The following is a 12,678-nucleotide window of genomic DNA, read 5'->3' as shown; positions in this document are numbered from 1 at the left end:
CGCCTGACGGCCGTCCCGTGCGGCCGGATCGCGGGTGAGCGGCCGGCCGGTCGCCGCCCGGCCGCCGGATCGTCCGCGAGATGCCGGCGGACGACCCGGCGGCGTTCGGCGAGGTCGGCGAGGTCGGCGAGGTCGGCGAGGTCGGCGAGGTCAACATCCCCCGTACGAGGTGCCCCCGCTCTGATGGGTGATCCGGGGTGCCCGCCGGGGACGTCCCGGGCAAGGGGGCCCCGACGGCCGGGCTCAGTAGTGCCAGCGCGGCTTGCCGCTGCCGCCGCAGCTCATGAGCCGGCCCTGGGCGTCGTGCGTGCTCGCCCCGACGTCGGCCGTGCGGCAGTACTGGCCCGCCTTGTAGCAGTTGCCCGCGCTGGAGCGGATCTCGCACGTCGCACCGGCCTCGCGCGGGGCCTGCGTGTGCTCCGTGGAGCCGGCCGCGCTCGTGTGCCCGGCGGCCGGCGGCGTCGCGGGCTTGCGGGAGGGCTTCGGCAGGACGGGCGAAGGCGTGACGCCGCGGGACGGCAGCGCGGTCGGGGACGCCGGAGGCGCCTGCGAGGGCGACGGAGAGGAGGGGGTCGCGGACGCCGGCGCGGAGACGGAGGGCGAGGACTTCTTCGCCGGTGACGCATCCTCGTCGCCCCCGGTGCAGCCGGCCAGCGCGAGGACACCCGCGAGGGCGACGGCACAGGCGGCGACCCGGCGGCGGCGAAAGGCCGGGAGGGATATGCGGAAAGACATGGTCGGGCAACTCCACGATCGGAACGGGCAGGAAGGAAGCCGCACTTCGAAATCCGTGACTCCGCTTTGCGGCGGGCACGCAGTTCGCTGCCGACACGTGGGGGGAATGCCTGGGCCCGCCCACATTAGCGGGATGTCCCCGGCGAGTGAACCAAGATCACAGGAAAATGGGCTTTGTACGCTGGAGGGTCCGGTGAGACCCCGAAGAGAGCATTCGTCGGCAAAGCACAACAACCGGGCGCCGCCGGGGTTCTGGAATGATGGACCCGTGGACGAAGAAGTCATCCCGGTGCTTTATGTCGAGGACGCGAGGACGGCGGTCGCCTGGTACGCACGCCTCGGATTCGCCGAGCAGTGGGAGCACCGCTTCGAACCGGGCCTTCCGGCCTTCGTCGAGGTGGCCCGCGGGCCGGTGCGGCTGTTCCTGTCGGAGCACGAGGGCGACGCCCGGCCCGGCACGCTGGTGTACCTGCGGGTGCGCGATGTCGACGCGGTCGCCGCCGAGTTCGGCGTTCCCCCGCAAACCGCGCCCTGGGCGCGGGAGATCGAGCTGCGGGATCCCGACGGAAACCGGCTGCGGGTGGGCACCCCCACCGCCCGTTGACCGAATATCGACGTTTCGGCCCCGCACGCCCCGCTCGGCGCTCCTCCCGACTTGGAGCTGTTGATCAATGGCACTAGCATCGAACTGGTTGCCTAAGTCAACTGCCGGCAATCGCCTTGCCGCATCAGGAGGAATCACGCATGACCGCCACGGCGCAGCAGTTCCGCACATACGTGGAGCGGAACCTCGACATCCTGGGAGCCGACCCCACCAGGACGGCCGTCGTCCACCACGACCGTCGCGTCACCGCCGGTGAACTCCGCGACCTCGTCCACCGGATGGCACGCGCGCTGCGCGCCCGGGGCGTGGAGCGGGGACAGGTCGTCACTCTGCTCAGCGGCAACCTGCCGGAGACCATCGCCGCCCGCTACGCGGCCAACCTGATCGGCTGCGCGGTCAACCACCTCTACAACAAGCTGTCCGCCGACGTGCAGGCCACCATCATGCGCGACGTCGAGACGCGCGCCCTCATAGCCGACCCCGCCTACGCCGGGCGCGCGGCCGAGCTGGCGGAGCTGACCGGCGTCCAGGACGTGCTCCTGCTCGGTCCGGGCAGCGAAGGCACCGACCTGCTGGAGCTGGCCGCCGGGCAGCCGGCCGAGCCGCTCTCGGGTCTCGCCCGCCCCGAGGATATCTGCATGATCCGCCACACCGGCGGCACCACGGGCCACCCCAAGGCCATCTGCACCGCCTTCGAGCGGCTGCCCGGCTTCCAGGACGACGTCGACGAGATCCTGGAGCCCGAGGGCAAGGCCGACGACGGGATGCGGCAGCTGGTGTGCACCACGCTCGCCCACGCCGCCGGACTCCTGGCCGACGTCACCCTCCGCACCGACGGCGGCACGGTCGTCCTCCTCGACGACTTCGACGCGGCGGAGGCCCTCGCGGCCATCGAGCGCGAGCGCATCACCCACATGTTCCTGCTGCCGCCCCTGCTGTACCAGCTGATGGACCACCCGGACGTGGACAGCACCGACACCTCCAGCCTCCGCAACGTCACCTACGGCGGCTGCCAGTCCTCCCCCGCCCGCCTCGCCTCGGCCGTGCGGCGCTTCGGGCACGTGCTGACCCAGTTCTACGGGCAGAACGAGGCCGGCGGCATCAGCGTGCTCAGCCCGGAGGACCACGACCCGGAGAACCCGGCCCGGCTGCGCACCGCGGGCAAGGCCATGAACGGCGTCGAGATAGCGATCCGCGACGAGTCCGGCCGCGACCTGCCCACCGGCGAGCACGGCGAGGTCTGCGTGCGCTCGGAGCACATCATGACCGGGTACTGGAAGCAGCCCGAACTGACCGCCGAGGTCCTGCGGGACGGCTGGCTGCACACCGGCGACATCGGCTTCCTCGACGACGAGGGCTACCTGACCATCGTCGACCGGATCAAGGACATGATCGTCGTGGTCGGCGGCCACGTGTACACCACCGAGCTGGAAGACCTGCTCAACACCCACCCGGAGGTGCTGCAGAGCGCCGTCTTCGGCGTCCCGGACGCCAACCGCATGGAGCAGGTGTACGCGGCCGTCGTGCGCGCCCCCGGCAGCGAGCTCGACGAGAAGGAGCTCCGCGAGTTCGTCGGCAACGAGCGCGGCGCCATGTACGAGCCCGCCCACGTCTCGTTCATCGACGCCCTCCCGCTCACGGACGCCGGCAAGCCGGACAAGAAGTTCCTCCGCCGCGAGGCGGAGGCCGCGGCGGCGACGCGCTGACGACGGCGGTCGGACGCGTGAGGGGGCCGGCACACGGACCGCGGCCGGCCCCTCCGCGAAAACAATTGGGTCGTTCCGCGCTCAGTGCGTAAGAATCCACTGACCACGGATCACCTCCGACCATCCCTCCGGAAAGCCGCAGTTCGCACCGATGCAGTTTCAGTCAACCGATGTCGTCGCCCGCGTCACGTTCCGGACTTCCGCAGCGGATTCCGCGGACGCGGCCTTGCGGGAATTCCGCCCGCTCGCGGACGAGCTCCGGCCCCTGGCCGTCGAGTCCTGGGCCACCGACCCCGGCGACGCCGGCGAAGGCTTCACCGTCGAATTCCTCCTGACGCTCCCCGCGCCGGAGAGCGACGACATCACCGAAGTGCTGCGCACCGCTACTGCTCCGCTGCTCGAACGGCTGGGCTTCGACGCCGGGAACCTCGACGTCGACGCCGAAGACCGGGATGCCGTCGTGTGGGCCGATGACGACGCCCGGCCGGACGCCGTGACGGCGTGCGGCGCGGCCGTGGTGTACGTCCGGATCGGACGCGATCCCAACGAGCCCAAGGAGCTGGTCCCCGAAGGGGGACCGCTCACCGAGGAAGAGGCCGTCGAACTCTTCGAGGCCATGAAGTCCTTGGCCGGACTGGTGCTCGTCCTCAACGTGGAAGTGGTCGGGCTCGACGCCTCGCCGGCGCGCGAACTCGTACGGGAACAAGCCGTGCGCCTGCGTCAGCGGTTCCTCGGCGATGGCGTGCCGGACGCGTTGCCCTTGGAGGAGGTCTCCGCCGGCGGAGGGACGCGTCAGTTCTCCGTCGCCGTCGACCTGGGCGACGAGGGCCCCGAGCCGCCGGCGGCCATGGCGGCCGCCCAGGAAGCACTCGGCGTCCGGGGCTGAGAACCGGTCTCCACCCTCTCCTCCCGCTCCGGGCCCTGCCTGACATCCGGCCGGCAGCCTGACGTCCCACCCCTCGCGGGTATCGCCGGCATGCGGCTGTTCGCAGCGACGGGCCGGGTCATGTCAGAACTTGCGGAGCAGCACCACCCGGGTGCGTGAACCGCCGGCGGACGGCCGCCTACGGCGCCGCATCCAGCGCCGGCGCCTCCGCGCCCTGCTCGGCCCGCAGCTGGGCCGCCACCGCGTCCGTCCGGGCCCGCAGCGCGAGCACCCGGTCGCCGGTCTTCGTGCCCCACGGCGGAGCTTCCGCGGGCAGGACGGGAACGCCCTTGGCCTGCGCGGTGAGCACGAGGCTGTGCATGACCGCCGCCTGCTGGGCCAGCAGCGCGGTGGTGAACATGTTGGCGCGCAGCGTCTTCTTCATCCCGAGCGCGCCACGGTAGGTGATCTCGCAGGCGACGTCGACGGTCTCCAGCCGCTGTTCGCCGGCCTGTTCCAGCGCCGCGAGCATGACGGAGGCGAGGCCTTCGACGACCTTGGTGACGACCCACTTGCGCCCGGGGAGCATGGGCAGCAGGTCGCGGATCCGGTCGATCTCGGCGTCGAGCGCCTCCGTGGTCATGGAGCTGAACGCGTCGTGCAGCTGGAGGTGGACGACCTTGTCCCAGGGGATGTCCTCGCCGTCGAAGCCGACCGACTCGGGCCCGAAGCGCAGGGCGCCGATGCCGTCCAGGGGGCGCAGCGCCTTCGCGGTGACGGCGGGGACCTTGGGGTGGCGGCAGATGAGGGCGCCGAGGGAGAACTCCCACTCCGTGGGGGCGGGCGCGGCGGGGGCGGGCAGGGAGCGCAGGACGGAGAGGACCCAGTCGCCGGAGGCGTTGGCGCCGGTGCGCCCGGCGTCGGCGCCGCGCTGCACGGCGTGGGCGACGTCCTTGCCGAAGGCGGTCGCCGCCGTTCCCACCTGGTCGCCCAGGTTCTTCACCCGGTTGAGTATGCCCATGCCCTGACCCCGTTTCACCTGCGATGTTTCGTACGGCGGCGACACTTTACCCACTGGCCGGGGGGAGGTTTCACCCACTGGCCGGGGGCAGGGTGCGATCGACCAGATCTCCGATCAGCTCGTCGAGGGGGAACGGCGCGAGGACGTCCGGGACGGTGAGGTCGTCCACGATGAGGCCGCTCATGGCGAGGTAGAGCAGGAGCACGGTGGTGCGGTCGCCGGGCAGCCCCGCGCCGAGGTGGAAGCGGATGCCCTCGTGGATGTTGCTGCTGAAGACCTCGCTGAGCATGGCCCGGAGTTCGGGCCTGCGGGTGCCTTCGAGCCGGAGTTCCATCATGGCGAGGTAGCTGCTGCGGTCGTCACGCATGCGGCGGACGAGGTCGTGGAGGAGGCGGATCACCAGGTCCCGCGAGGGCGGCTCCTGCAGCGTGCCGGCGAGCGCCGTGGCGTCGGGCGACAGGCGTTCGCGGGTGCGCCGGGCGACCTGCCGGATCAGGTCGTCGCGGTTGGTGAAGTAGTTGGAGGCGGTGCCGTTGGGCACGGCGGCCTCGGTGTCCACGGCGCGGAAGGTGAGCCCGCGGGAGCCCTGCCGGGCCAGGACCTCGATGGCGGCGTCGACGAGCACGGCGCGGCGCTCGGGGTTCTGTCGCATGCGGTCTTCCTCTCCGTCGGGGTTCGTCCCGCTGCCGGGGTTCTTGAAACCACTCCAAGCGTAGTTCTATAGTCGGCACATCAAACCACTCCATCCGTAGTACTACGGTTGAAGTGTTGAGGTGAATCAGGGAACGGGGATCCATATGCGCAAGCTCACCTACTACGTCGCGACCACCATCGACGGCTTCATCGCCTCACCCGACGGCGGCTCCGACTTCTTCCCCGTGGCCGAGGACCTGGCCGCGTACATGAACGCGCGCCACCCGGAGACAGTCCCGACCGCCTTCCACGAGCCGGCCGGCCTCGCCGACGCGCCGAACCTGCGGTTCGACACGGTCCTGATGGGGCGGGGCACGTACGAACCCGCCCTGGCCGCGGGCATCACCAGCCCGTACGCACACTTGCGGCAGTACGTCTTCTCCCGGACGCTGACGAGCGGCGACCCGGCCGTCGAGGTTGTCTCGGACGATCCGCTCCCCTTCGTACGCAAGCTCAAGGAGCAGGAGGGCGCGGGCATCTGGCTGTGCGGCGGCGGCAGGCTGGCGGGCGCCCTGCTGCCCGAGATCGACGAACTGATCGTCAAGCGCTACCCGGTCGCCATCGGCACCGGCATCCCGCTCTTCAGCGCCGGTTTCCACCCGCGCCGCTTCGGCCTCGCGGACTGCCGCGCATTCGGCAACGGGGCGGCCGTGCTCACCTACACCCGGGGTCTCGACTAGCCTGTGGGCACAATGAACCGTTTGATGACGCCGTGGGGCGAGCTGGTCCTGACCCGTTTCCCCGAGGACCCCCGCGACCAGCTCCGCGCCTGGGACGCCGCCGATGAGTACCTGCTCCAGCACCTGGCGGGGAGCGCGGAGAGCGCCGACGGCCCCGCGGACCTGTCCGGCACCGTGGCCGTGCTGGGTGACCGGTGGGGCGCGCTGACCACCGCCCTCGCCCGGCAGGGCGCCCGGCCCGTGCAGATCACCGACTCGTTCCTGGCCCGGCAGGCCACGCTGCGGAACCTGGAGCGCAACGGCGTCGACGCCGGCGCCGTCACGCTCCTGTCGACCAGGGACACGCCGCCGGACCGCATCGACGTCCTGCTGGTGCGCGTGCCCAAGAGCCTCGCGCTCCTGGAGGACCAGCTGCACCGGCTCGCCCCCCGGCTGCACGCCGGGAGCGTCGTCGCCAGCGCGGGCAAGGTGACCGAGATCCACACCTCGACGCTCAAGCTGTTCGAGCGGATCGCCGGCCCCACCCGCACCTCGCTCGCCGTGAAGAAGGCCCGGCTCATCTTCTGCTCGCCGGATCCGGCGATCCCTCAGTCCGGGAGCCCGTGGCCGCACCGCTACGCCCTGCCCCTGGGCATCGGGCCGGCCTCCGGGCTGATGGTCACCAACCACGCCGGCATCTTCTGCGCCGACCGCCTCGACATCGGCACCCGGTTCTTCTTGCGCAATCTGCCGCAGCGGCGCGGCCCGGAGCGCGTCGTGGACCTCGGCTGCGGCAACGGCATCGTCGGCACGGCCGCGGCGCTGGCGAACCCGCAGGCCGAGGTGATGTTCGTCGACGAGTCCTACCAGGCGGTGGCGTCCGCCGAGGCAACGTTCCGGGAGAACGCGGGCCCGCGGGCGCAGGCCGAGTTCCGGGTGGGCGACGGCCTGGCGGGCGTGCCCGCCGAGTCCGTGGACCTGGTGCTCAACAACCCGCCCTTCCACTCCCATCAGTCGACCACCGACGCGACGGCCTGGCGCATGTTCACCGGGTCGCGCGCCGCGCTGCGCCGCGGCGGCGAGCTGTGGGTCATCGGCAACCGGCACCTGGGCTACCACGTGAAGCTGCGCAAGCTCTTCGGCAACTGCGAGACCGTGGCCAGCGACCCGAAGTTCGTCGTTCTCAAGGCGGTCAAAAACTAAACGACTTGGGGCAGGGCGACCCCACCGGCGACCCCACTGGCGGGCAGTGATCCAGATCACTGCCCGCCAGTGGTTTAGGACTTCTGAGGGTCCCTACGGCCATGGCATGATCATGCCGTTACCGGCGGGTAGCCATCCGGTTTCCCGCCCATGCCGTGTGATGCGGGCCGAGGTGTCGACCCCTTCGGCCCGCCCCCACCTCACGCCCTCAAGGATCGAATTTGCGCAAGTCCGCACGATTCATGGCTTTACCCGCCATCACCGCCGCCTCCCTGCTCGCCACCGGGTGCTCCGCGGCCTCCGGGCCGTCCGGCAGTGACTCCGGCGCCGGCACCGAGAAGGCCGCAGCAGCCCGCCCGCCCGCGGCGGAACCCCAGCTCGCCGTCCGGGCCGCGCCCGAGGGCGCGGGCGCCCCGAGCGCCGTGGCCCGCCCCTCCGGCTCCGGCAAGCCGGCGCAGAAGTCCGCGCTGAAGGTCGCCTCGTTCGACAAGAGCAGCGGACGCGCCGTCATCTCCGGCGCGGCGAAGCCCCCCAAGGGCGTGGCCCCCGGCCGCACCCCCGCGCCGTCCGGCTCGGCAGGGGCCGGAAGCAGCGCCTCCCCCGAGAAGAGCAACCAGGTGGACGTCGGCGACATCATCGCCAGCGCGCCCGCCCCCGGTGCTCCCGACGGTGTCCTCGCCAAGGTCACCAAGGTGCTCGGCAAGACCGAGCAGGGTACCGAGGTCAACACCGCTCCCGCCACCCTGGGCGCCCTGCTGGGCGACTCCCAGGCCAAGGGCTCGGTGCCCGTCGACCCGTCCACGGTCGAGGTCGAGCCGCTCGTCAAGGGCGTCAAGGCCTCGTGGACGAAGACGGGGAACGTGCACTTCGGGCCCAAGGGCGCGAAGGTGCCGCTGGGCAACCTGCGGCTCGACGTCGGCACGTCCATCGCCACCGCCAAGGACGCCCCGGTGTCCGCCGCGGCGTCGGCCTCGGGCTTCGTCCAGCTGGCTCCGGAGGTCGACTTCGCCTACGACGGCGGCGGCTCGGGCTTCGGCGGCGCTCCCGCCGGCGCCTCGGTCTCGCTGTCGGGCGACTGGTCCTCCCAGTGGGAGCTCAAGGGCCAGGCGGCCGCCTCGACGGACGGCAAGCCGCTGCGCCTGCCGTTCGCCAAGCTGCACGCCTCGCCGGTCATCCAGGTCGGCCCGGTGCCGGTCGTGGTCAACCTCGGCCTCACCTGCTACCTGCAGGTGGACGCCGACGGCCACGTCAACGTCGACGTCAAGGAGGACCTCAAGGGAGGCTTCCGCGTCGGCGGCGCGTACAACCGCGGCAAGGGCTGGTCGCCGGTCAACACCTCCGACTTCTCGGCCACGTCGCCCCAGGCGTCCGTGACCGCCGCCGGCAAGGTGAAGGCCGCGCTCGGCGCCGAGGCGTCCGTCGGCCTGTACGGCGCGGTCGGCGTGAAGGCCGACGTCGCCCCGTACCTGCGGGCGGAGGCGGAGGGCAGCGCCACGGCGTCCGCCGACGGCAAGGCCTCGGCCACCGGCAAGTGGGGCGCCTACGGCGGGCTGGACCTCGCGGGAGCCCTCCAGCTCCAGCTGCAGATCTTCGGCACGCCGATCTTCGAGAAGCCGATCCCGCTGGGTTCGCTCCACAAGGAGTGGAAGCTGGCGGGCGGCGAGGGCACCGTCTCGACGGGCTCCCGCCGCAAGTAGGTTCCCCGCACGCGGGGTGAGGGCACCGGTGCGCGCACGTTCCGCGGCGCGCACCGGTGCCCCGCTTCACTTCAGGGAGCTACTCGGAGGTCAGGGAGCTACTTGGAGGCCCGCAGCGAGTAGACCATCGGGATGCGCGGGCGGCCCTCCGGGAGCCGGTAGACCGTGCTCTCGCCGCCCCGGCTTCCGCTCGTGTCCCGCGCCCGGACCATGCCGTCGAGGTACTCGAACAGCGTGAAGTCGTGCTCGTGCAGGAACTCCAGCCGCAGGCCCGCCGCGGTGACGGCGCTGACCACGTCGCTCAGGGGGTGCTGCCACTCCACCGAGCGGTTGTGCCGCGTCGCGGCGGTCAGGGCGGCGTACGAGCCCGGCTCCTCGTACGCGAACGGCCCCCGGGTGAAGTAGTCCTCGGTGAACGCGCTGCCGTCCTCGCCCAGGCACATGGCCACCGGATGGAACTCCGCCAGGTACAGGAAGCCTCCCGGCGCCACCAGTTGCGCCACCGTGCGCGCCCACTGTGTGAGGTCGGGCAGCCAGCACAGGGCGCCGAACCCGGTGTAGACGATGTCGAAGGTCTCACCCCGCAGCGCGGCGGGCGCGTCGTACACGTCGGCCTCGACGAACCGGGCCCGCTCCTCGCCGACCTCCGCCGCCAGCGCCCGCGCGGCCTCCACCGCCGGGCCGGAGAAGTCCAGGCCGGTCACCTCGGCGCCCCGGCGGGCCCAGGACAGGGTGTCGGTGCCGATGTGGCACTGCAGGTGGAGCAGGCGCTTGCCGGTGACGTCACCGACCTCGTCCGCCTCGAACCCGCGCAGGTCGTTGCGGCCGGCCTTGAAGCCCGCCACGTCGTAGAAGGCGCTCTCCGTGTGGAGGGGCACCCGCTCGTCCCACAGCGCGCGGTTGTCCTCGCGCCAGTTCCCGGCGGGACCGCCCAGCCCGCCGCCCGCTCGTTCGCCGGTCGTCGTCACCTGAGTGACGCTAACGGGGCCGGTTGCGGGCACGCGAACGATTTTCCAGGCCGTACCGCACGGCAAGCGCGTCGGCTCAGCCCTTGCCGAAGACCTCCCGCTCGACGTCGCCGGGGGTGTTGTAGGTGTCTTTGGAATGTTCCTGCAGGCGTCTGACCACATCGTTCGAGGCGTGGTTGTCCTCGGCGACCCGGGCGAGGTCCTTGCCCCGGGCGGGGAAGTGCGCGCCCTTCAGGACTTCCTGCATGTCGGTCGGGTTCTCAGCCACGATGATTCCTCCCGATATATTGCGTTTCACTCCTCTCGATTCTGGCAATCCCACCCCCGGCCCGCTACTTGACCGGCTACCCGGCCCGGTGCCACTGGAGCGGTTCCGCCGGGCGACCGAGCCGTTTCCTCAGGCCGCTCGGGCGGCTCTCCGGATACCAGCACTCCCCCGGACGGGCCGAAGGGGCTCGCAAGGAATCCGTGTGAGGGCGGCGGCGCCCCCTGGACGGCGCCCCCTGGAGCAGGACGTTGCCGATGCCTTAGGGCAGGACGTTGCCGATGCCTTCGGTGAACGGCCGCCGGCCCCGGGCGCGGGTGCACCCCCAAGTGCGTGCGCCCGGGTGCCGTGCGGTGGCACGGCTCCGGGCCGGCCGGCGCCCACGCCCGCGCGTGATCGGCGGGCGTGGACGGGCTCGCCGGGTGGCCGGGCCGGCGGCACCGTTCCCCCGTGGAACCGGCGCTGGGCGGCGCCGGTTCCGCTGACGTTACGCGCGGGCGGCCGGGCCCGGACACGTCACGCGTGCACGGTCGGGCGCCGCCGGCTGTCACCCGTGCACGGTTGCCGGGCACAGCACGCGGCCCGGGCCGGGCCCGAGCTCCACGTCGGCCAGGGCGGCGCAGGCGAGGACCACCTCGTAGAGGTCGCCGCCGCCGGGGACGAGCCGGCGGCCCAGCAGGTGTTCGGCGCCGCGCAGGTGGTCGCGCACGGTGCGGGGGTGGACGCCCAGGCGCGCCGCCGCCCCCTCGACCGCCGTGTTCTCCGAGATCCAGACGCGCAGGGTCCGGCGCAGGTCGCGGTCGTCGGGGGTGAGCCGCCCGAGGAGTTCCCCCGCCCAGGCCCGGGGGCCGCCGGACGCGAGCAGCCGCTCCAGGCTCGCGGGCGGCGGCGCGTCGCCGGGCGCAGTGCCGGGAGCGGTGGCGTGCAGGTGCAGGGCCAGGTGGAGCGCGGCCCGGGCGCGTACGTCGGCGAGGTCGGCGCCGAGCAGGGCGGCGGCCCTGTCCATGCGGGCGCGGACGGTGTTGCGGCTGACGCCGAGGACCTTGGCGGCGTTGACGGCCGTGAACTCCAGGCCGAGGCCGACGGTCGCGAGCAGCGGGGCGCGTGCGTGGTACGGCAGCGCGTCGAGCGGCTGCAGGGCGCGGGCGGCCCAGGCGTGCGAGGCGGCGGGGTCGAGGAGTCCGGCGAGCCTGGTCTGTGCGCTGTGCTCGGCGACCCGGTCGGGCCGGAAGCGTGCCACGGCGAGGGCGCGGGCCGCCTCGCCGTACGCCTCGCCGGTCCGGGAGAGGGGGTGGAGGCCGCCGGCGCCGAGGTAGACGTCCGGCCGGCCGGCGACGAGACGGCGCAGCGCGTCGGCGGGGGCGGGCCCGCCGGCGTCTCCCGGCGCGTCCCCGTCACGGGCGGGGACGACGACGATCACCTGGGTGTCGTAGGCGGCGCAGCGCACCGTCAGGGCCCGTCCTCCGGTGGCTTCTTCGCAGGCGCGCAGGAGGGTGTCGCGCCGGTGCCCCTGTTGTTCGAGGACGATGACGCGGGCCGTGTCGGCGTCGAGGAGGCCGGGGGCGAGACCTGCGGCGGTGCGCTGGGCGAGGGTGACCTCGCCGCCCATGAGGAGCTGGAAGACGGCGAGCCGGAGGCAGGCGGTGGCGTGTTCGGCGCTGCGGCGGTGCTCCTCGGCCTCGCGGGCCCGGAGCAGCGGGGCGAGGACTCCGGCGGCGTGGGTGAGGAGGGCCGCGGCCCGCTCGTCGAACGGGCCGGGCAGGCCGGCGGCGAGGACGGGGTGCGGGGCGCTGCGCCCGACGGCGACGAGGCGCAGCTGTCCGTGCCGGTCGTCGGCCGCCGCGGCGTGGAGCCTGCCGCCTGCCACGTGGCGTAGCAGTTCCCCGGCGCGTTCCTCGACGGCTGCGTGGGCGGCGGTGCCGGCGAGGGGCTCGCCGTTCCGGCCGGTCAGGGTGACGGTGCCGCCGAGGGTGCCGGCGAGCCAGGTGACGAGGCGGCGCAGGACCGTGTCGTCGCCGTTCTCACCGGCGCGGGCGAAGTCCAGCAGCCGGGTCAGCCGCGCCGCGTGTTCCCGTGCCTGCCGCAGCCGTTCGCCGCTGTCGTCGTCCGTGGCCACGCGCCCAACCTCTTTTCCCGTTTTTCACCCTTCTTTTCCTCAAGGCTACTTGAGGAAAAGAAGGGTGCTCGCGCCGCTGCGGGGAGGCGCGTTGGGCGCGCGCACGCCGGGGGGTGCGTGCCGTGGCGTGGCGGGCCGTTCGCACT

12 protein-coding genes are annotated in these 12,678 nt (G+C 72.8%); 6 read left to right on the top strand and 6 right to left on the bottom strand.

Annotated features, from left to right (window positions below):
- Window positions 1–243 precede the first annotated feature (243 nt).
- Window positions 244–735, bottom strand: coding sequence for a hypothetical protein (locus B7P34_RS15845; protein ID WP_106677011.1), 492 nt, complete (start codon window positions 733–735; stop codon window positions 244–246).
- Between the two features lie 268 nt (window positions 736–1,003).
- Here B7P34_RS15845 and B7P34_RS15840 point away from each other — a divergent pair, with 268 nt between their 5' ends.
- From B7P34_RS15840 to B7P34_RS15830, 3 genes are all read left to right on the top strand, one after another.
- A complete protein-coding gene (locus B7P34_RS15840; protein WP_030365720.1) occupies window positions 1,004–1,339 on the top strand; it encodes a glyoxalase superfamily protein in 336 nt (111 codons plus the stop codon).
- A 140-nt stretch (window positions 1,340–1,479) separates the two neighbouring features.
- Window positions 1,480–3,045, top strand: coding sequence for an AMP-binding protein (locus B7P34_RS15835; protein ID WP_106677009.1), 1,566 nt, complete (start codon window positions 1,480–1,482; stop codon window positions 3,043–3,045).
- Between the two features lie 151 nt (window positions 3,046–3,196).
- Window positions 3,197–3,931 carry a hypothetical protein gene (locus tag B7P34_RS15830; protein WP_106677007.1) on the top strand — a complete coding sequence of 245 codons (735 nt, stop codon included), beginning with the start codon at window positions 3,197–3,199 and terminating at the stop codon, window positions 3,929–3,931.
- Between the two features lie 178 nt (window positions 3,932–4,109).
- On the opposite strand, the gene B7P34_RS15825 is transcribed toward B7P34_RS15830, so the two are convergent.
- Window positions 4,110–4,931, bottom strand: coding sequence for a hypothetical protein (locus B7P34_RS15825; protein WP_106677006.1), 822 nt, complete (start codon window positions 4,929–4,931; stop codon window positions 4,110–4,112).
- Between the two features lie 70 nt (window positions 4,932–5,001).
- Window positions 5,002–5,583 (bottom strand): TetR/AcrR family transcriptional regulator, encoded by a 582-nt coding sequence (locus B7P34_RS15820; RefSeq protein WP_106677005.1) that lies wholly within the window; start codon window positions 5,581–5,583, stop codon window positions 5,002–5,004.
- Between the two features lie 145 nt (window positions 5,584–5,728).
- On the opposite strand from B7P34_RS15820, the gene B7P34_RS15815 reads away from it, so the two are divergent.
- The 3 genes from B7P34_RS15815 to B7P34_RS15805 all read left to right on the top strand — a co-directional run bounded on the left by B7P34_RS15815 (window position 5,729) and on the right by B7P34_RS15805 (window position 9,183).
- A complete protein-coding gene (locus tag B7P34_RS15815) occupies window positions 5,729–6,304 on the top strand; it encodes a dihydrofolate reductase family protein (protein ID WP_106677004.1) in 576 nt (191 codons plus the stop codon).
- A gap of 24 nt (window positions 6,305–6,328) precedes the next feature.
- Window positions 6,329–7,486 (top strand): methyltransferase, encoded by a 1,158-nt coding sequence (locus tag B7P34_RS15810; protein ID WP_223267895.1) that lies wholly within the window; start codon window positions 6,329–6,331, stop codon window positions 7,484–7,486.
- Window positions 7,487–7,728: 242 nt separating this feature from the next.
- Complete coding sequence (locus B7P34_RS15805) at window positions 7,729–9,183, top strand: hypothetical protein (RefSeq protein ID WP_106677000.1); 1,455 nt, start codon at window positions 7,729–7,731, stop codon at window positions 9,181–9,183.
- Window positions 9,184–9,281: 98 nt separating this feature from the next.
- Here the strand turns inward: B7P34_RS15805 and B7P34_RS15800 are convergent, their stop codons facing one another.
- From B7P34_RS15800 to B7P34_RS15790, 3 genes are all read right to left on the bottom strand, one after another.
- Window positions 9,282–10,151 carry a class I SAM-dependent methyltransferase gene (locus B7P34_RS15800; protein ID WP_223267894.1) on the bottom strand — a complete coding sequence of 290 codons (870 nt, stop codon included), beginning with the start codon at window positions 10,149–10,151 and terminating at the stop codon, window positions 9,282–9,284.
- Window positions 10,152–10,227: 76 nt separating this feature from the next.
- Complete coding sequence (locus tag B7P34_RS15795) at window positions 10,228–10,419, bottom strand: DUF2795 domain-containing protein (RefSeq protein ID WP_106676996.1); 192 nt, start codon at window positions 10,417–10,419, stop codon at window positions 10,228–10,230.
- 544 nt (window positions 10,420–10,963) lie between these two features.
- Window positions 10,964–12,532, bottom strand: a complete 1,569-nt coding sequence (locus B7P34_RS15790) for a helix-turn-helix domain-containing protein (protein ID WP_106676994.1) — start codon at window positions 12,530–12,532, stop codon at window positions 10,964–10,966.
- Window positions 12,533–12,678 lie beyond the last annotated feature (146 nt).

The sequence above is a fragment of the Streptosporangium nondiastaticum genome (assembly GCF_003011965.1).
Lineage (GTDB): Bacteria > Actinomycetota > Actinomycetes > Streptomycetales > Streptomycetaceae > Streptomyces > Streptomyces nondiastaticus.
The sequence above is the reverse complement of the archived record's forward strand: the minus strand, read 5'-3'. Positions and strand labels throughout refer to the sequence as shown.